The following is a 21,292-nucleotide window of genomic DNA, read 5'->3' on the forward strand; positions in this document are numbered from 1 at the left end:
AGCATCCCCTTTCGTCAGCTGTCCGTTCTTTTAGATAATCGGCAAGTATACCGTAAAGGACGTTCCGACGTCTTCCTTGCTCTCTACAACTATCTTACCGTCGTGGCCTATGATGATCTTATGGCAATAGGACAAGCCGATCCCCCAATTATTAACCGATGCTTTGGTGGTGAAAAAAGGATCGAAAATCGCCTCCAAATGCTCCTCGGCGACGCCGGGTCCGTTATCGGAAATCCGGATGAGCGCCCAACCGTTCTGCTGGCTCCGTTCGACTACAATGCGGCCATCATCCCGAAACAGGAGGGATTCACTGGCATTGAGGAGCAGGTTGTAGATGGCTTCAGTCAAATGATTGAAATCGATATAACAATTAGCGGGCAGCGTGTCTGGCGAATAGTCGACTTGGCAGCGGCTAGCCTGTTCGTTTAGGCGGGCAATTGCATGCTGAACCGGAAGATCGATAGACATCGGTTGGAGATTCAGGCTTATATTTTTTAATTTATCAGCGGCATCGTTAATGCTGGCGAGCGCCGATTGTGACGATCGTAAGATGAGGTCAAGACTATACAAGGATTCACTGTCCGCTTGATGGCGTTCTTTCAGATAGGCTGCCTCGGACTGAATGCCGATCAAATGATTTTTGAGGGCATGTGTAAAGGCACGCGTACCGAGCGTTGCCGTGTCGATGCTTTTATTAATTTGAATATCGCGATTTTTACGGTAATTCTCGATGGAGTTAAACTTGTACATAAGGTAAATCATCAAAAACAAGATTAAATAAATGGCAAATGGAAACACCGGAAGAAGGATCGACTGATAGCCAAGAGGAGGCTGCAGATAGTTGAAATATCCTTTCAGATACGTTTCTTTGACCAATACTTTCGGGGCCCAGGAAAAAATAAACAGATGGATCACGACGAGCGGAATAAAGAGCAAGACATGATACAATGTCAAATTTTTGATAAACTTAATTTTCGGATAATTCAAATAATAGTTGATCAATAGGCCAAAAGCAACAAAAAGTATGAGGTAGCGAAGGCTCTTTATAGCAATTTCCATCGCGCTAAAGAACAGCAGGTTATCAATCCGGTTGCTTAGGGCGATATGAAAAGAAGGATCATAGTAGGTGGTCTCGATAATAAAAAAGAGTAAGATCCCTCCATAGCCTATCCTTTGTTTCAATGTGCTTAGGCTGCGGGTGAAGGCAATGGCGAAGCCAAGCAGTGAACAGTAGAATAGCCCAACGCCGATGTTCAGCATGCGAATAAGCCAATCGGGATTGAATTTGGTCAGGACCAAATAATTCCAGGTGCCGGGACTGAAATCAAAGAAGGTGTGAATGACATTGAAATAGTAATTAAATTTACTCAGGTACAACGTGAAGGATACGAAAGAAAGCACCCAGCCGATGATGATGCCATACATGAAGCGGGTTGACGCATGATTTAGCTTTTTGTACGTGAACAATATGGTGAAAATGAGCAGTACAAGTGTAACGAACAGCATAGGATCACTTCCTTCTCTTCAGGCAAAAAGGGGGGAATAAAACATTCATCTGTCTGCCTGCCTGGTGTCTACGTATAATTCAAAATAAGAAAGCGCACACAAATCATATCAAAAAAAGGGTGGGTGTCAAATGAAAAAAAGTTTAAAGCTTGCTGTGACAGGCTCTTTGCTGTTGGGATTGCTGGCCGGATGCGGGACCGCCGGGCAAACGGCAGGAGATAAAAGCACGGCATCTCCGGACGCCAAAGCGGCTCAAGTGAATTTGAAAGCAACTGTACTTCAGGATGATTTGGAAACGTTTAAAAAGGCTTACGAAGAATTTAGCAAAGAGAACCCGACAATCCAAGTGCAATTTGAAACGATTCCACAGGCACAGTACTACGAAAAACTTCGCATGCAGTTGTCCTCCGGGGATAGTATCGATTTGTTCGGTGGCAATATGGATGTGTTTCTGGACACTGGCATTTTGGAGCCGTTAGACGATTATGTCAAAAAGGCGAACGTGGATGTTTCTGGGTATGGCCCGTTGTATGATGCGTTAAAAGTTAATGATAAAGTTTTCGGACTTCCATACCGGAAATCCAACTGGATGCTGTTCTACAACAAAACGTTGTTCGATCAAGCCGGCGTTGCCTATCCGAAAGCGGATATGACATGGGACGATTTCCGTGAACTGGCGAAGAAGATGACGAAAGGCGAAGGCGCCAACAAAACTTACGGTGCATTCTTGCATCCATGGGCACAAACGTGGTACATGCAAGGCGTTCAAACCGGCGCTTCGATCATCGATAAAGACCTAACGGCGTTCAAGAAAGGCCTTCAATTCCGGATGGATATGGAAAAAGACGGTTCGATCATGGGTTGGTCAGAGCAAATTACGACAAATGCACATTACAACGCCGCTTTCCAGAAGGGCAATGTGGCGATGAATCTGATCGGGGATTGGCATGTGGCACAGCTTAGACAAGCAGAAGCAGAGAAGAAAATCAGCTTTGATTGGGACGTTGTTCCAGTTCCGCATCCGGATGGCGTAGCAGCCAATACTAGTTTGGCTACTCCGGTGTCCTTGATGGTGAACAAGAACTCTAAGCACAAAGAAGAAGCGTTCAAAGTGGTTCAATTCATGACTGGCGTGAAAGGTGCGAAGCAGTTTGCGGCGAAAGGCTTTCTCACTGGTTACATCAATGATGAAATCCGTAAGACGTATATTGGCGACGGCAGCTTGAAGCCTAAAAACATCCATTATTTCGTGGAACAAAAAGAATATCCGGAATATCCGCTGCTGCCAGGCGTGAAAAACATTTTGGTGAACAGCGTCTATAAGCAAGAAGGCGAAATGGCTTTAACTGGCGCTCAGACCGTTGATCAAGCGATTCAAAAGATCGGCCAACGCGTTGCATCCGAATGGGCCGATAAATATGCCAAAGATTACAAAGCAGGCAAAAAGTAAGTGACAGAACAGAAACGGCCGGGCTTCGCTCAATGTAGTGAAGCTCGACTGCTTCGATAGGGGTGAAGCATATGAAGGGTTCGAGCAAAGCATTACGGCGTAATCGATTGACAGGGTATACATTTCTGCTTCCCAATATACTTGGATTTTTGATTTTTATTTGCTTACCGGTGTGTGCTTCCTTCCTCATGAGCTTTACGGACTGGAACGGGTTTGGTGAAATTGAATTTGCGGGATTATCGAATTATACGCGTTTATGGAGCGATGAAACGTTCCGTATCTCCCTGCTCAATAGTTTACTTATGACAGCCGTTTCCGTACCGGTGACGCTGATTCTTGCGATTTTGGCAGCAGTCGCCCTCAATAAAGGATTGAGAGGCGTTAAAATATTTCGAACGGCGATTTTCCTGCCGCATATTACGGCAACCATTGCCGTAGCCGTCGTGTGGCAGCTGCTTTATAACCCGACCATGGGGCCGATTAACGGCTTCCTCAGAAGCCTTGGGATCGACAATCCGCCAACTTGGCTTGCATCGACACACTGGGCGCTCCTTTCAGTCATTATCGTCAGTATTTGGCATTCGATCGGTTACTATATGGTGCTTTATTTAGCGGGCCTGCAGGGAATTCCAAAGGATCTCTATGAAGCAGCGGAAATTGACGGCGCAGGCAAAGTCTCACAGTTCCGCAATATAACACTGCCGATGCTATCGCCGGTCATTTTCTTTACGATTATTATGGGCATTATCAATTCGTTCAAAGTATTCGATCTGGTCTATGTCTTGACCAAAGGTGGACCTGGCCGTTCAACGCACATGCTGGTTTACGACATTTATTATACGGCCTTCCAGCGCTTTGAATATGGCTATGCCTCTGCCATGGCTTACGTGCTGTTCGCGATTATTCTAGTCATTACGTTGATTCAATTTAGAGGGCAAAAACGTTGGGTGAACTACTCCTAACGAGGTTAACGGGTAGAGAAGGGAGAAGCCAACATGAATATACGAATAGAGTCAAGACAGACGATGGTGACGTTACCGAGGCGAACTCCACTTGGCGCATGGATTAGAAAAACGGTTTTATATGCAGTCGTGACCGTTGTCGCCTTGTCTATGGTTGTTCCTTTCCTCTGGATGCTTTCCGCATCAGTGAAGTCGGAGGCGGAAATTTTTGGCTTCCCCATTCAGTGGATACCGAGTCACTTTTACTGGTCAAATTATAGCAAGGTATGGACACAACTTCCTTTTTTTACCTATTACTTGAATACGATCAAAATCGCTTTGTTTACTACGCTGCTGCAAATTATTACATGCTCCACTGCTGCTTATGCGTTTGCCAAAGTGAAATTTCCGGAGCGGGATAAACTGTTCTTCATGTATGTGGCAACGATGATGGTGCCTTATCAAGTCATGATGATTCCACAGTTTATGTTAATCAAGAAAATCGGGTTAATCGATTCGCATTGGGCGTTGATTTTACTTGGGGCTTTTAGTCCATTTGGCGTGTTCTTGTTCAGACAATTTTTTATGTCCATTCCAGAGGAGCTCTCGGAAGCTGCCAGAATCGACGGCTTGAGCGAGTTTGGCATTTATGCTCGGATCATCCTGCCGCTCATTCGGCCTGCGATTGCCAGCTTGACGATCTTTACATTCATGCACGCATGGAACGATTTCCTTGGTCCTTTAATCTACTTGAATTCGGATAACTTATTTACCCTCCAGCTCGGTATGCAGCATTTCCAATCAGAACATGCCACGGAGTACGGCCCGTTAATGGCAGCAGCGGTTTGTGCCATTATTCCAACCATTTTAATTTACTTTATGGCCCAAGACCATTTCGTCGAAGGGATTTCCGCAGGAGCGGTTAAAGGGTGAGTCTATCATGAAGCCAAATATCATTTATATTTTTGCAGATCAATGGCGGAAGCAGGCTGCCGGTTTTATGGGGGAAGATCCTGTCATCACGCCAAATATCGACCGATTCGCGCAGGAGAACCTAGTGTTTAACCATGCGCTCTCTTGTACGCCGCTTTGCTCTCCGCACCGGGCTGCGCTCATGACAGGCAGGTATCCGCAATCGACCGGTGTCTATACGAACTGCAAGATCGGAGCGGATGTCATGCTAAGCGAGGACGAGGTTTGTATTGGGGATGCGCTGAAGGCGGCGGGGTACCAAACTGGTTATATCGGCAAATGGCATCTCGATTTACCCGAGCAAAATCGGTGTCAGGAGCCTGAGTCCGGAGCGCGTGATTGGGATGCATATACACCGCCGGGGCCGAAACGGCACGGCTTTGATTTCTGGTATTCTTACGGTGCGTACGATCATCATCTGAAGCCGCATTATTGGAAAGACACGCCGGAGATGATTCAAGTCGACCAGTGGTCATTGGAGCATGAAACGGATGTTGCGTTAGACTTTATTCGGTCAAAAGCAAAAGAAACAGAGAAGGACAATGGACCGTTTGCATTATTTGTCTCTTGGAATCCGCCTCATAGCCCCTTTGAACTTGTGCCAGAACGCTACAAGGAAATCTATAGTGAAGGGAAGTTGAGCTTGCGTCCGAATGTGAGCTCGGAGCAGCTTGCTGCGCATACGGGGGAGCCCTTTGAAAGCGGGGATGAGGCGCTGAATCGGTACACCCGTGATTACTTTGCGGCGGTTTCCGGCATGGATGAACAATTCGGCCGGATTTGGCGGGAAGTTGAGGAGCTCGGGATTGCGGAAAACACGTTGATCGTGCTCTCATCGGATCATGGTGAGCTCATGGGCTCGCACGGTTTAATGGCGAAGCATTCCTGGCATGAGGAATCCATTGCCATTCCTTGTCTAATGAGTTGGAGAGGCACGATTGGGCAAGGCAGCACGAATTTGCTTTTTAACAGTGTGGATATTATGCCTACGCTGCTTGGCCTTGCCGGCGTCACCGTTCCTGCGGCTGTAGAAGGATTCGACCTAACTCGTGATATTCTCGGAACGGGTCGTACCGACATTTCCTCAGCTTTTATTTCCGCTTTCCCCGGCAGAAAGGATGCGATTGAGCAATTTGCCGCTGCTGGCTTGGATAATCGACAATATGGCTGGCGTGGCATCCGCACAAGCCTGTATACCTATGTTGTTCATAAAGGATACACGCCCGGCGCAGCAGTGCAGCGCTTATTCTATGATCATGAGAAGGACCCGTATCAGCTCAATCCCGTAGTGATGCAAGAGCGGCCGCAGACGAAGCTTCTGATTTCTTTGGAGGAGGAGCTGCAAAGCTGGCTAGATCGCACGGAGGATAGGTTTGATCTGGCGTAAAGCTTTTGAAGATTTTGCAAGCAAGCATATATAAGAGCGCGCAGAGTATGGATATGTGCGCTCTTATTTTTACTGCCAGTTAGAAATCGTCCCTCAAAAAGTTCATATCTCAGCCCAAAGGATGAACGTAAATGATGAATGCTACGGTAAACCGACAAAGGGTTATGACGGTCTTTTATAGATATTTGCTTTCTTATATGCTGCTGCTCTTTTTACCTATGCTTTTTTTGGGAATTACCGGCTATTATCAATTATCAACCATTGTGGGGGACGAAGTTGAAAGAAACAATCAGTCGCTTTTGAATAACCTCCAGATCGAGGTAGATAACAAACTAATTCTAATGAATAAAATTGCCATTCAGATTACGGAATCCCCAGAGTTGTCACCTTATGTGCTGACACATGACATGTTTAGTATGTATCAAGGAAAAAAGATATTGGAAAGCAAGGTTGCAGATGACAGTATTCGTGAAATTGTTCTCCATATTCGCGGATCTGAACAGTTATATTCTTCGTTAAGTACCTATAAGGTCAAAGACTATGCAAGTAAATTTTACCGCTTTACCAATTGGACCGAGGAACAATTCGATGAAGATTTGAACAATGTGAACACCACCATGCTTCGGCCGGCAGAGGACGTTTGGATAGAGGGGTTACCCACACAACGTTTGATTACTTATATCGTGCCGATTCCGTTCAAGAACCAAAAACCGTATGGTACGGTCGTGTTTGAGCTGAAGGAGGAGGCATGGCTTAAAGGTCTTAATCCAGATCTGCTGCTGCCCAGCGGTAACGCGATCGTTTTCGATCAAAAAGGCAGGGTAATATTCGCCTATCAGCAAGAGGATTATTTGAAATCCGTCGACTTTTACAAGCAAATCGTGCATGGGGACAACCAATTACATATTCAGGAGTTTCAGCATAAAAAGTTTGTGGTTTCGGCTCAGAAGTCAGCCCAAAGCGGTCTGACCTATGTAACAATGCTTTCCCACTCTTCTGTCGTTGCGCCAGTTAAGCAAGCCATCTTGAAGTGGATTAGTTACTTGCTGATCATTTTGATCATTGGCTGTGGAGTCGTTTACGTTGTTATGGTACTTAATTACAATCCGGTTAAAAAGCTGGCTGCTCTCGTAGAAACAATTCGAGGTCAATCGATCCGCAAATCAAACGAATTCGAAGCGATTGGCAGCGTTATTCACGATATTGCCGATTCTAACCGCATCTTGGGCCGCAAGTTGGAAGAGAATCGTTCAGCGATAAGAGACCATCTGCTCGGCAGCTTACTGAGGGGAGAATTTCAAACACTGGATGAAGTAAATGAACGGGGCGAGGAGGTTGGCGTTACTTTCCCTTTTCCACATCTCACCGTCATGATCCTAGAGGTCCCTGTTTCCCAAGTGTCCAATAAGGAAAAGTTGATTATGGAAGTGGAGCGGCAGTTCGGAGAAGAGGCTAGGGGGCATGTTAAGTTCAGCTTAGAAGAAAGAAGAACGATTTTTATTATGTCCTGTAGAGGCACTTCAGAGGATAGGAAGCTGTGGTTGAACACTTTGCATGTTCATTTGAGTACGACTTTTGTCATGCCGATTACGATGGGGATTGGCAATTGTTATACGGAACTGTCGCAAGTAGGTCGTTCATATTTGGAAGCATCCACGGCGATTGATTACAAGATGATCAAAGGCAATCAGCGAGTGATCTTCTTCAGTGACCTAATGGCGCATGATCATACAGATTTCTTAAACCCCAGACGTGTTCTGGAAGAATTGGAAATCGTGCTGCAGTATGGCGATGCAACGCGAATTACTATGGGTGTCCATCAAATCGCCATGAAAATGAAACGAAGCGGAATGACCTTGTTCATCGCAAAAGAGCTTTGTTATGACATGATTGGTAAATTTATCACGTTCATGGAAAATAGAAGTCCCGGGAGCTCAAGCGGTAACTTGCCGGACGTCTTAACTTTGATCGACTATACAACGTTGGATGAAATTGCCGATTTGCTCACAACCGCCTGCACAACGTTATGTCTTTCCCTTGAGGTGCCAAAGCCTGTTTCCACTGCCGTAACAATCGACCAAATAAACCAATTTATTTTACAGTCCTACAGCGAATATGATTTCTCCGTACAAAAGATTGCCGAGCACTTCTCTCTTTCCTTATCTTATTTGAGCCGTTATTACAAAGAACAGACAGGCAGAACCGTCATGGAATATTTGAATGAGGTGCGAATCGAACAGGCAAAACGCTTGCTTCGAAACAATAACAGTTCTGTTAAGGAAATTGTACAACAGATAGGCTACTATGATGTGTCTAGCTTTATACGTAAGTTCAAACTGCAAGTCGGCTTAACACCTGGCGAGTACCGAAAACAGTTTAAGTAAATAAGCTATTGCTTTTGATTTGAATATTTGGGTTGAAAATCGCATATGTGCGGTTCAAATTCAACATATCCGGTTGAAAAGGGGCAGATAATAAATATCGCATACTGCGATTGGCGATCTCACTTATATACCGGATGCAGCGGTGATGTTTAAATATCAATTATACATGCAATTGCCTTCATAGGAGTTGCATCCATAAAGATACAGTGGAGGTGAAAATAAAAATGTCATTGAAGTCGAATGTGGTGAATGTCAAAATGACAAACAAGCGTAACAACCAGCAAACGTCTAAAATCGAGCTGTCCAAAACGATCAAAAAAATTGCGCGTAATTACGATTTGTACCTTCTTCTTCTGCCAACGCTTGCCTATTTTATTATTTTTCATTATATACCGATGTATGGCTTGCAGATTGCATTTAAAAATTTCAATCCGGTAAAAGGGATCGTCGGCAGTCCATGGGTTGGCTTCGATCATTTTGAACGATTCTTTCAATCGTATCAACTGGGAACGATTATTAGAAATACGCTTGGTATCAGTATCTATGAACTTCTGGTGGCGTTCCCTGCTCCGATCATTCTGGCGTTAATGATTAACCAGCTAACAAGCGAGCGTTTTAAACGTTTTGTGCAAACGGTTACATACGCTCCGCATTTCATCTCCACAGTTGTTGTAGCCGGAATTGTCTATTTGCTTCTGTCTCCCAAAACAGGCGCAGTGAACAACCTGCTAGGTGTATTCAACATCGAGCCCATATTTTTTATGGGTAGTGCCGATTGGTTCAAAACCGTGTTTGTCTTCTCCGGGATTTGGCAAAATATGGGCTGGGGAACGATTATCTACCTTGCTGCTCTGACATCCGTCAATCCTGAATTCCACGAGGCAGCGGTCGTCGACGGAGCGACGAAATTGCAGCGCGTGTTCTACATCGATATCCCAGCGATCATGCCGACAGTTATCATCATGTTGATTATGAACATGGGGCATATGATGAGTGTTGGTTTCGAGAAAGTCTATTTGATGCAAAATCAACTGAATATCGATTCGTCAGAGACGATCCAGACATACGTTTATAAATCGGGACTTGTGCAAGCCCAGTACAGCTATGCATCTGCGATCGGTTTGTTTAACACCATTATCAACTTTATTTTATTAATCAGTGTAAACAAAATAGCTAAATCATTAAAACAAACGAGCTTATGGTAAAGGGAGGAGGGGGAATCTATGAAGCTGGCTAAGAATAGGGCGGATGTTATGTTCGACGTACTCAATTATTCGTTGATTGTGATCCTGCTCCTACTTGTTCTATACCCACTTTATTTTGTTGTAACCGCTTCCGTGACGAATCCTGACTTGGTTTACTCCGGGAAGCTGTTGTTTTTGCCTGAACAAGTGACATGGGATGGCTACAAAAGGTTGTTTTCCGATGCGACCATTTGGATCGGTTTTAAAAATTCGTTATGGTATACGGTTACCGGAACGACGATTAATGTTGTTCTGACGGTTATGGCCGGCTACGCGCTTTCCAGAACGGATTTGGTCGGAAGGAATGTATTCATGTTCCTGCTTGTATTTACCATGTTTTTTGGCGGCGGGCTTATTCCAACCTACCTGCTGGTTAAAGACCTCGGTATGCTGAATACGACATGGGCGATGATCCTTCCGAATGCTGTTTCCGTGTTTAATGTCATCATCGTTCGTACATTTTTTCAATCAAACGTTCCGGGTGAGGTGCTCGAATCGGCCATGATCGATGGCTGCTCGAATTTGAAGTTTTTTGTTAAAATCGCCATTCCTTTGGCGCTGCCGATTGTGGCGGTGATGGTACTGTTTTATGCAGTAGGGCATTGGAATTCCTATTTTCAGGCGTTGATTTATTTGAAAAGTAACGGGATGCAGCCTCTACAAATTATTTTGCGGAACATCCTGATCATGAATGAAGGCTCTGATTTGCAAAATTTACTGGATGGCTCACAAGAGCAGCAGAAAAAGCTTGAGCTGATGAAATACGCAATTATCATTGTCTCCAGTCTACCCATGCTTATTTTGTACCCTTTTCTTCAGAGATACTTTGTTAAAGGTGCGTTAGTCGGCTCATTAAAAGGGTAGTCGCGGGTATCATGCATGAAGATATGATCTATTCGAGAGGACAGGTGCTGGCATATGAATAATAAATCGCAATTATGTACAATTGCACTAACACTTACAATTGCAGTCGGACTTGCAGGTTGTGGAGATAAGCAAGCAGGAACAGTTGACAACAAACAGGCTTCGGCACAAGTGCCGAGCAATTTGAACGTAACCGACTTTCCGATTGTTAAAGAGAAGCTGACATTAAACATTGCGGCTTTCAAACCGCCGTCAGGTAAAGATTTGAACGATTATAAGTTTTTTCAGGATGTAGAAACGAAAACGAACATCCATATCAATTGGAGCTTGACACCGGGAAGCAGTTGGCAGGAAAAGAAAAACCTGTTATTTGCCGGCGGTGAGCTGCCTGACGCCTTCTACGCGCATGGTATTTTGAGCGAAGACACCGATATTGTTAAATACGGTTCGCAGGGGATTCTCATTCCGCTGGAAGGATACATCGATCAATATGCGCCGAACGTAAAGAAGCTGCTACAGGATAATCCAGTCTACAAAAAACAGCTGACGGCTCCGGACGGACATATTTATTCCCTACCGACAATCGATGAAACGTATTCAAGAACGAAATCAACGATGTTCATTAACAAAAAGTGGTTAGATGAGCTGAAACTTCCTATGCCGACGACTACCGACGAATTGTACAAAACGTTGAAGGCGTTCAAGGAAAATGATCTTGGTGGCAACAATAAGAAGGATCAGATACCGATGTCATTTCTACAAAATTGGAATAACGATGTGAACTCCTTGTTCGGCGCTTTTGGTCGAGTTGATCGTGATGTTCATAAAGCGGGAAACAATCATCTGTCCGTTGAGAATAACAAAGTAATTTATACGGCTGTTCAGCCGGAATACAAGGAAGCCATTCAATATGTTAACAAGCTTATTTCCGAGGGCTTAATCGACCAGGAAAGCTTCACGCAAGACGCCAAGGTGTTCAATGCCAAAACAGCCAAAGGGATTGTAGGCGTCGCTTTTGATTGGAATCCGGCTAATCAGGACTACGTTTCGCTTCCGCCATTGAAAGGATCGAAAGGACAGAAGCAAGTGTGGGCTGAGTATCCAGCGGGAATTCTGCTGAGAGGTTCGTTCGCAATCACCAATGTTAACAAGCATCCAGAAGCAACAATTCGTTGGATTGATAACATGTATGATCCGAAAAATTCCATGCAGCTTAGCAAAGGCGTGATTGGCGGCCAGAGCCTGAAAGAACGCTCAGATGGAAAGTATGAATCCGTACTACTTCCGCAAGGGGCTAATGAGGACGATTTCAAACAAGTACCTCCTACGGCTTATTCCGTTTGGGCTACCACGAAGACCGCAGGTGATATGGTCGTAACTACACCTACAGGTAAACGGTCCAAGATCGACATTGACAACGTTTACGGCCCGTTTCTTGTCAATGATGCATTTCCGAAAGCCTATTTCACCTCGGAAGAAAACGATCAAATTTCACGTTATTTGACGGATGTGGATTCATACGTTAGTAAAATGTATGCAAAATGGATGATGTCAGGTGGCATTGAGAAAGAATGGGACGACTACGTGAAGAAGTTGAACGAAATGGGTCTTGATAAAATGATGAAGATTTATCAAGCGGTGTATGATCGCTATCAGGGAGAGTAAGCATGAACATATTTTCTTTTGAAAATGAAATCCCGCCGCAGTTCTCATGTGATAACTGCTCACAATTATCTATTAGCGACGAGTATTGCAAATATGGTACTCATAGTCTGCAATGGGAATATACCATAGACTCCTACTTGAAAGTGAATCACCCCATTCTTTATCGCCCTTTTCAAGAGGGTTCAATTAGTCAGGCACGCGATTCGTTCGTTGTATGGATTTATAACTCAGAACCATTGCTGGATGTGCTTACCTTTCAATTTGGACGGAGCGATGAGGTGGATTGCCAGTTTGAGTTCCACCTCAATTTTCGCGGATGGCGTACTGCTTGGGTTGCTTATGAGCGAGACATGCAAGGGGAGCCGCATCCCGATATGAACATCCTGATCATTCGCGCACCGAAGACAATCGGCACGGGGAATTTGTACATAAATCAGCTCATGCTGAACACATCAATCGATCCGCGTTTTCATACACGGGATAAGCAAGTGCCGTTCGTTAATCTGGAGGCAGATAACAAAGCTAACGCACATTGGCTAAGCTTGTATGTTTTTGAGGAGCTGGAGCGGAGGCGTTCGGTGCCTGAAGTTGTGTCACCCGAGCAGCTATGGGCGCATGCGGTTATCAATGAGCGTTTCGAGAAGTTGTTCTTAAAAGGACGATTAGTCACCCATGAAGACATGATTCGAATTAAGGGGATTTTTTCCACATTCGAAATCACTCGAAAGGGGGATAGGATCTCAGGACGGCCCATCGATCTTCCTTTCTTCGACCATTTTCCACAATCGGACAAAGAACGATTGAAGGAGCGGGCTAACAGTATACAGCTATCTGATTATACGGATTTCATGCTGGAAATTGCCGTCAATTATCGTTCCACGGGAATTTCAAGTTGGAAGCAGGATCTGCAAGTCATGTTTATTGATTTACTGGATCATATGGACGATCAAGGGTGGACGTATGGCAGCTCTCAAGGGACTGTTCATCATTTCGGTTACAATTTCCGTCATTATTATCCGGCTGTTTTTTTGATGCGAGATGAGCTGGAACAAGCCGGGCGACTTCAACGAACACAGAAAACGATGTATTGGTTCAGCGGCGCCGGACGAATTCATACACCGTTTCATGAAATTGAAGGAAATATCGATATATTCAACACGACGCTGCATGGTATTCTGGCAAGTCTACTGATCTTGCACGATACGCCAAAGAAAGTGCGTGAACTGTCATCGTTCAGAGAATGGCTCAGCCATTCTCTTTTACCTGCACCAGGCTTGAGGTCCGCATACAAATCAGATGGTTCTGCCTACCATCATGTTAACCACTACCCAGCGTATGCCGTAGGCGGCTTCCTCGGAGTTACGCCGGTTATATATCTGATAAGCGGTACGGTTTACCGGATTGATGAACGAGCACACGAGTCTGTCCGTAAAGCGCTGCTAGCTTTGCGATTATATTCGAATAAATACGAATGGCTTCTTAGTCTTTCGGCGCGCCATCCTACGGGGAAGGGAGCATTGGAAGTAGAACCCTACAAATATATGGCGTTATCGGGTACCCCAGACGGATCGAAACCGGTTGACGAAGAGGTGGCGGCCACCTATTTACGGCTGCTCCCTCACGGGGAGAAATCCGAGGCTGCGGAGCGGTTTTTGGCTATGCGCATTGCACCGGAAGCGGATCCAAACGGACATTGGACGATGAATTTTGCAGCGCTGGCGATTCATCGCCGAGACTCTTGGCTTGCAGGCGCAAGAGGGCACAACCGGTATTTGTGGGCGAACGAAACGTATGTAAGCGCCAACCTATATGGTCGGTACATTTCGCATGGCCATTTGCAAATCATGAGCCAAGGTGAGCCCATAAATAATGCGGCCAGCGGTTATCATCACGACGGCTGGGATTGGAACCGCTGGCCAGGGACAACGACCGTACATAAACCGATAGCCGATCTGCGCTCAAATGTTCGGAACGTGGATACGTTTAGCGGCTTCGAAGAGATGCTGCTTTCGGATGAAACATATGCCGGAGGATTGAATTTGGAAGGGCGGAACGGTATGTTCGCGATGAAGCTGCACGAGCATCCGAAGTATGAAGGAAGCCACCGTGCACGCAAATCCGTGTTCTTTTTTGATCATCGAATCATTTGTCTTGGTTCGGATATTGAGAATACGAACTCGGTCTATCCAACCGAAACGACGCTGTTTCAGAATCATCTCGCTGATCTGGGAAGTCCAATCTGGGTGAATGACAACAGCCCTATTTGCGAGTTTCCTTACTCGTATCAGCGTGTATTGGAAGAGCCCATATGGCTTCTGGATCATAAGGAGAATGGCTATTATATCCCGGCAGGACAAATGCTGTCGGTAACCAGGAGCGTTCAGCGTTCAAAGCATCAAGCTACGGATGCGGATACGCAGGGCGATTTTGCTACAGCCATACTGGGGCATGGCTGCGCGCCTAAACAAGGGAGTTATGAATATACGATCCTTGTGAAAACAGACTGCGCTGGTATCGAAGCATTTTGCGAGAACATGAAAAGCCTGGAAACGGCAGCATACACCGTACTCCGCAAAGATCGCAGCGCACACATCGTGAAGGATCATGTTAACCAAACGACCGCCTATGCGTTGTTCGAGGCAAATGCAACCGTCGACACGGGCTGGATCGCAGATGTCGATACACCTGCGATGATCATGATCCGCGAGGCAAGCAATGAATTGACCGTAAGCGCTGTCGATCCTGATTTACGATTATACGAAGGTATCGAATCAGACCAGTATGATGAGGATGGCAACCAAGTAGAAGTCAGTCTTTATTCACGGAAGTGGGTCCATGCTGAAAGCGTTCAGCATACGATGCGCATTACCATGAAAGGAAATTGGATCCTGAAAGAAGACTGCTTTGGTTGCCGAATCGCAGAACATAGGGCTGATCATACAGTGATAGAAATGGAAGGTAAAGACGCGATGCCACGGGAGTTTGTTTTACAGAAAGGGTATGTAGGGGAATTGGGGGATTCGTATGAGACTTTCGATAAAGAAATTATTAGCTAGTACAATGGTTCTTGCGGTATTCGTCTCATTTGGGATAAATCCGGGAATCGGCGTGCTTCCAGTTGGAAAAGCTGCTGCAACCGTGCACGTCAGTGTGAATTATGATGAAAGTGCTACTGCCAAAAATACGAAGCTCTACAATCCGTCAACATATACCGGAACTGTTGGGGGCGCATGGGGGATCTATACTTCTGCTGTAAATACTGATTATGTCATGATGGAAAAAGCCCCTTTGCGTAATGATTACAGTCTCAAGATAGTTTCAAATACAACAAACATAAATACTGGAAGAAACAATTTGGGTGGATCCGTAACAGGAAATACCGGAATTTCTGGGAATCTCGTGTTCGAAGCTTCCGTGTATATGAATAGTACGCAGCATCGCAGGGACATTCAATTCAGGAGCTTAAACGCGCCGGTCCCCGCCACGGCAACGACGAATATTTCGGTGATTTCATTCGATAACACGGGTAAAGTAAGGGATGCGAATAATAAGGTGTTGGCCAATTACGAGGCTAATTCCTGGTACCGGTTGAAACTGTTCGTTGACAACTCTGCCAGGAAGGTAATCTACTTTGTAAATGATCAATATTTAGGGGAATCATCCCTTCCAGCAACCTGGTTAAATATAAGGCATATCTATATGTATCAATATTTTGGCAGTGGGATTCAGGGTGAGTGGTATGTGGACGATTTAAAACTTTCTGATTATGTACCCGTGACAGGTATAAATACCTCGCTTGAAGCGCTTGAATTGTCAGAGACGATAAGTAGGTCCATTACAGCATCTACAGTACCGGCAGATGCGTCAGATCAACGCTTGCTTTGGAGCAGTGCCGACCCAACCGTTGCAACTGTCACCTACGGCATGATTCGTGCAGTGAAGGAAGGCAGCACGACGGTTACTGTTAGCACTTACGGCGGAGCATACTCGAAAACAATCCCGATAACGATTACCAAACCAGTTGCTTTGGAAAACATCAGCTTACCGGATCAGGCTTCCTTGGTAGAGGGGGAAACGCATTCGTTACAGGTCGTATTCCAACCTGAGAATGCAACGAATAAAAAGCTAAACTGGCGTTCATCTGATACGAATATCGCTACAGTTGATATGAATGGAGTAGTAACAGGAATTACGGAAGGAAATACGTCGATTACAGCTACATCCGAATTAAACGGAGCAATAACAAGCAAAACTAAGGTTACAGTAACTCCGTTCATTCCACTAACAAAGGTAAGTTTCATGAATGCGCCTTTACAAATGACGAAGTATGATACTTTACAATTGGAAACCGTTGTAGAGCCAGCTAACGCTACCGAAAAGTTGTTGACTTGGCAATCCAGTAATCCAAGTGTAATTCGTGTAGACGGGAATGGGAACTTGAAGGCTTTGACAGTAGGCACAGCAACAATAACGGCTAGATCGTCAAATGGCGAGCAAGCAACTTCGACGATTGAGGTTAAAGCTCCCCAGCTGAAAGATCCGCAAGAATACGATAAAATCAGAATTCGCTGGAAGGAAACAATAACCGGTAAAGATTCTTTGGACGTTGATAACATGGAAGTAAAAGCAATAATCAATAACAATGCAGCGAAAGCACAAATGTATTGGGATAGCATGCAACTAGATGGCGCCCGTAATACGCTATGGGCAGATTTGGCGCCTTCCACTTCTGACTCAACATTTGTTACGGATCACTATACACGTTTGAAAGCGATGGCACAGTCCTTCGCAACGAAGGGAACTCCTCTATATAACAACCCAGAGTTAAAGAGAGATATTGTTCAAGCCATGGAATGGATGCTAGATCATTTATACACGAGTACGGGAGTTGAATTCGGAAATTGGTGGAACTGGGATATCGGCACGCCAACTCGCTTGGCGGATATTCTCATCCTCATGTATGACGATTTGACGCCAGAACAGATTTTAAGAAACACGGCAAGCATTGATCATTACATTGGAGATATTACTTTACCTTCTTTTACACAGCAGGGGGCCAACCGTTCAGATATTATGCTGATTCAAACGAGAATGGGTCTCGTTGAGAAAAACTATGATCGTCTTATTCATGCGCGTGACGGGCTGACACCACTTTTTGATTATGTGACAACGGGCGATGGTTTCTATGAAGATGGATCTTTTATTCAGCACGGTACGGTTCCTTATACAGGTAGTTATGGTGAAGTTCTTATTAATGGGATGGGAAATTTACTGCTGCTATTGAATGGAAGCACTTGGCAGCCCAATGTTCCTGAGGTAGAGCATGTATATCGATGGATCGAAGAAGGCTATGCTCCGGTCATGTACAAAGGACAGATACTCGATATGACTCGTGGACGTGCGATTGTAAGGGAAACCTTGGATTCCTATGGTTCGGCAAAAAATATTTTAATTGGTATGTCACGTATAGCCCAAACAGCTTCCGAAGAGAAGGCGGCCTATTTAAAAAGCTTTATTAAATATCACTTTCAGTTTCTTTTGGAAAGAGGGCTGACTTATTATCAACTTCCTCTGGATTTGTCCGACACGATTAAAGGGTGGATCGAAGACCCGGCTATTCAACCTATAGAAGAACTTCCGGCCCACTTTGAACTGAACGCGATGGCTCGCAGCGTACACGTAGGCGACGGCTATCTATTTGGGGTTAGTAAGAGTTCCAAGAGAATTGCTACCTACGAGTTGACGAATGGTGAGAATGCGAAAGGTTGGTATACCGGTGATGGCATGACCTACCTGTACAATAACGATTTATCCCAATACACGGATAACTACTGGGCAACAATTAATTGGTATCGCTTACCGGGTACGACTGTCGTTTTTAGACCAAGAACTTCAGATCAGTACCAATATGGAGATGGTGAAATGCCTCCAGCGAACTCCTGGGCAGGTGGCGCAGTATTAGGTAAGTATGGTGTTACAGGGATGAATTTAATCCAGAACGGCACAAAACTGAAAGCGAATAAGTCGTGGTTTACATTTGATAATGAAATTGTTGCATTAGGATCTGATATTACAAGTACAGATAATAGGAATGTAGAGACAATCGTAGAACAGCGCAAGCTTACAGATAATAACACGAACGAGCTTTATGTTAACGGTGAGTTGAAGAGTGGATTTTTTGGGGAGGAAATCCTGGAACATCCTGAATGGGTTCATTTGCAAGGAAATGTGGCTGGAGCAAGTATAGGCTATGTATTTCCTGGTACGCAACCGCTTAAACTTATGCGTGCTCAACAAGAGGGCAGATTGTCGGATACGAACCTTAGTAATCCTCCATCTGCAACAGTGCCTTCGGAACTTTTAAAGAACAATTTTCTGACTATGTGGATGGATCATGGTTCTAATCCAAGCAACGATTCCTATCAATATGCCATCCTGCCTAATGCAAGCAAGGCCGAAACCGCTGTGTACGCTTCGTCTCCAGATTACACCGTTTTGGCTAATTCAGAGGATGTTCAAGCTGTTCGTGAAAATAAGCTGGGAATGGCAGGCTTCAATTTCTGGAGAGATAAAGTCACGACAGTTGACGGCTTGACCTCAAACAGCAAAGCATCCGTAATGATGAAAGCGAATAAATCGACGGGAATTTACGAGATAGCGGTTGCTGATCCGACTTTGGAGAACAATGGATTCATTGAAATTGAACTGGATAAGTCTGCCCAAAATGTGATTAGCAAAGATGATCGAATAGAGATTCTACAGCTAATCCCTAACTTGAAGTTGAAAGTAAGTGTAAAAGACACGCTGGGGAAGTCTCAGTTTGTATCTATGCAAATGGTGCCTGAACCTGACGTTACAGCACCAACTTGGGGCAATAAAGGGCAGGTGACAACATCGGATGTGACTTCATCCAAGGTGACATTGAATTGGACTCCCGCGGAAGATAACGTTGAGGTCACAGAATATCAAATTCAGTGGGGCGACAAGCAATCTGTCTTGGTTCCAGGGCATATTCATAATCAACAAATTGAAGGTTTGCTGCCAAATAGCACGTATACGTTCCATGTGAAAGTGAAGGATTTAGCTGGAAATTGGAGTGCAGAATCACTTGACGTGTCTGTGACCACTTTGAAAAATCCTTCGGAGCCGTCAGGAGATGCTGGAGCTGGACCAGCTGGATCATCCGGACCATCCGGACCATCTGGCGTTCAACCAACGGTTCAGACGGATGTAGTAAACGTACAAAGCGACAAAGCAACGGTCGGATTTGGACATGGAAAGGATACAGTTTCCTTGCCAATTTCGCAGATTCCGAGTCTCCCTCTGGAGGTTTACGGAGAGTCGGCTCAGATTACAATTCTTCCCGAAATGCTAAAAGCACTTAAGGAGAAAGTAAATGGCGATGTCAGTAAAACTACGCTAGATATAATGGCAAAGCCTATCTCGGAGTCCTCCATTACGCAAACGGGCGTAGCAGATCCTACTGTTCGTTTAAATCTAGCAAGTAGTGCCATTGAATTTGCACTAAGCTTACGCTCTGATGAGGGTAAAACTTGGCCAGCGAATGCTTTTAAATCAGGCGTTGAAATTGTTCTCCCGTTTGACCCTGCAGGCAAGGATCCCGCGTTGCTTGGCGTTTACAGTTATCATATAGCGAACGGAAAATGGGAATATATAGGTGGAACCATTGATCTATCGTCTAAACAAGCCAAATTTACACCGGACCAACCGGGCATTTTCGCTGTGCTGGAGTATCATAAAAAGTTTAAAGATGTACCTGAAACTCACTGGGCTTTACGGGCTGTACAGGTATTATTTGCGATGCACATCATTGATGGAGTTACTTCTGAAGAGTTTAGTCCCAATGGGAAGACGACTAGAGCACAATTTACTACGCTGCTGGTACGTTTATTGAACTTGAAGAAGCTGGAAATGCAAACTTCGGAATTCGAAGATGTTCAACAAGACGCATGGTATGCCCAGTATGTTGCTGCAGCAAGCCAAGCCGGGTTGGTCTCGGGAGTCACTGAACAGAGATTCGATCCGAATTCTGAAATTACTCGTGAACAGATGGCTATCCTTTTAGTCAGAGCATATGAGTATTTGAATGGCAGCTATACGTCAATAGAGAGTAAACTTGAAACCTATACAGATCAAAGCGACATTTCCACATGGGCAAAAGATGGTGTTAACAAGGCCATCGAACTAGGCATTCTTTCAGGAAGATCAAACGAGCGCTTCTTCCCTTCTTCTACTGCCTTACGAATTGAAACAGCAGAAGCTTTATACAATTTTCTTAAGAAGAAATAGATGTCTTAACAAAGAAAAAGGTAGCCGTTAGATCGGTTGCCTTTTCTCCGTTGTAGGAGAGGGGGAATTGTCGTTTCTCAACTTTTTGAACTAAAGGGTTGTATTACTCATAAATCCATGGTATATTGCAAATCCACCAATTAATAAACAGTTTGTATATGGTTACTTATGTACCCAAGTTAAGCGTTGTTTTCTTAAATGGTGATAACAAAAATAAGTTTTAAAAAAACACTTGCTTTCAAATTGCCACCATGATATATTACATCTCGCTGCTTCGGTAACGCGGCGGTGAACGAAAGAAATTGATCTTTGAAAACTGAACAACGAGTGAGTAAGCACAGTCGAGCAATCGACTATAAATGAGATTGCAAAATCTCGCTAGCAAGTCAATGAGTACAATTAAGCTTAAAATATGGGCCCCGGAAAAGTAATCGGAATTCTCTTCGGAGGTTAACGTCACTTTTTTGGGTAACTTTATGGAGAGTTTGATCCTGGCTCAGGACGAACGCTGGCGGCGTGCCTAATACATGCAAGTCGAGCGGTCCCTTCGGGGATAGCGGCGGACGGGT

At 44.8% G+C, this 21,292-nt stretch carries 11 protein-coding genes and 1 rRNA gene; 11 read left to right on the forward strand and 1 reads right to left on the reverse strand.

What is annotated here, in order from left to right; genetic code table 11:
• Positions 1-30: 30 nt before the first annotated feature.
• Entirely contained in the window at positions 31-1,506 is a 1,476-nt protein-coding gene (locus J2Z65_RS12720) for a sensor histidine kinase (RefSeq protein WP_167058666.1), read from the reverse strand.
• A gap of 130 nt (positions 1,507-1,636) precedes the next feature.
• On the opposite strand from J2Z65_RS12720, the gene J2Z65_RS12725 reads away from it, so the two are divergent.
• From J2Z65_RS12725 to J2Z65_RS12775, 11 genes are all read left to right on the forward strand, one after another.
• Positions 1,637-2,956, forward strand: a complete 1,320-nt coding sequence (locus J2Z65_RS12725; protein WP_240159717.1) for an ABC transporter substrate-binding protein — start codon at positions 1,637-1,639, stop codon at positions 2,954-2,956.
• Between the two features lie 71 nt (positions 2,957-3,027).
• Complete coding sequence (locus J2Z65_RS12730; protein ID WP_167058663.1) at positions 3,028-3,918, forward strand: carbohydrate ABC transporter permease; 891 nt, start codon at positions 3,028-3,030, stop codon at positions 3,916-3,918.
• Between the two features lie 33 nt (positions 3,919-3,951).
• Positions 3,952-4,830: a carbohydrate ABC transporter permease gene (locus tag J2Z65_RS12735; RefSeq protein ID WP_205300983.1), complete on the forward strand. Its 879-nt coding sequence runs from the start codon at positions 3,952-3,954 to the stop codon at positions 4,828-4,830.
• A 7-nt stretch (positions 4,831-4,837) separates the two neighbouring features.
• Positions 4,838-6,256 carry a sulfatase family protein gene (locus tag J2Z65_RS12740; protein ID WP_167058660.1) on the forward strand — a complete coding sequence of 473 codons (1,419 nt, stop codon included), beginning with the start codon at positions 4,838-4,840 and terminating at the stop codon, positions 6,254-6,256.
• Between the two features lie 131 nt (positions 6,257-6,387).
• Positions 6,388-8,640: a helix-turn-helix domain-containing protein gene (locus J2Z65_RS12745; protein ID WP_167058658.1), complete on the forward strand. Its 2,253-nt coding sequence runs from the start codon at positions 6,388-6,390 to the stop codon at positions 8,638-8,640.
• A 257-nt stretch (positions 8,641-8,897) separates the two neighbouring features.
• Positions 8,898-9,845 carry an ABC transporter permease gene (locus tag J2Z65_RS12750; protein WP_193580933.1) on the forward strand — a complete coding sequence of 316 codons (948 nt, stop codon included), beginning with the start codon at positions 8,898-8,900 and terminating at the stop codon, positions 9,843-9,845.
• 18 nt (positions 9,846-9,863) lie between these two features.
• A complete protein-coding gene (locus J2Z65_RS12755) occupies positions 9,864-10,748 on the forward strand; it encodes a carbohydrate ABC transporter permease (protein WP_167058652.1) in 885 nt (294 codons plus the stop codon).
• Between the two features lie 54 nt (positions 10,749-10,802).
• A complete protein-coding gene (locus J2Z65_RS12760; RefSeq protein WP_167058649.1) occupies positions 10,803-12,413 on the forward strand; it encodes a type 2 periplasmic-binding domain-containing protein in 1,611 nt (536 codons plus the stop codon).
• 2 nt (positions 12,414-12,415) lie between these two features.
• A complete protein-coding gene (locus J2Z65_RS12765; protein WP_167058646.1) occupies positions 12,416-15,469 on the forward strand; it encodes a chondroitinase family polysaccharide lyase in 3,054 nt (1,017 codons plus the stop codon).
• Positions 15,438-20,723 (forward strand): polysaccharide lyase family 8 super-sandwich domain-containing protein, encoded by a 5,286-nt coding sequence (locus J2Z65_RS12770; protein WP_167058643.1) that lies wholly within the window; start codon positions 15,438-15,440, stop codon positions 20,721-20,723. The genes J2Z65_RS12765 and J2Z65_RS12770 overlap by 32 nt, the downstream gene beginning before the upstream one ends.
• 473 nt (positions 20,724-21,196) lie before the next feature.
• A 16S ribosomal RNA gene (locus tag J2Z65_RS12775) occupies positions 21,197-21,292 on the forward strand; the annotation flags it as partial.

The organism is Paenibacillus aceris, from assembly GCF_017874035.1.
Classification (GTDB): Bacteria; Bacillota; Bacilli; order Paenibacillales; family NBRC-103111; genus Paenibacillus_E; species Paenibacillus_E aceris.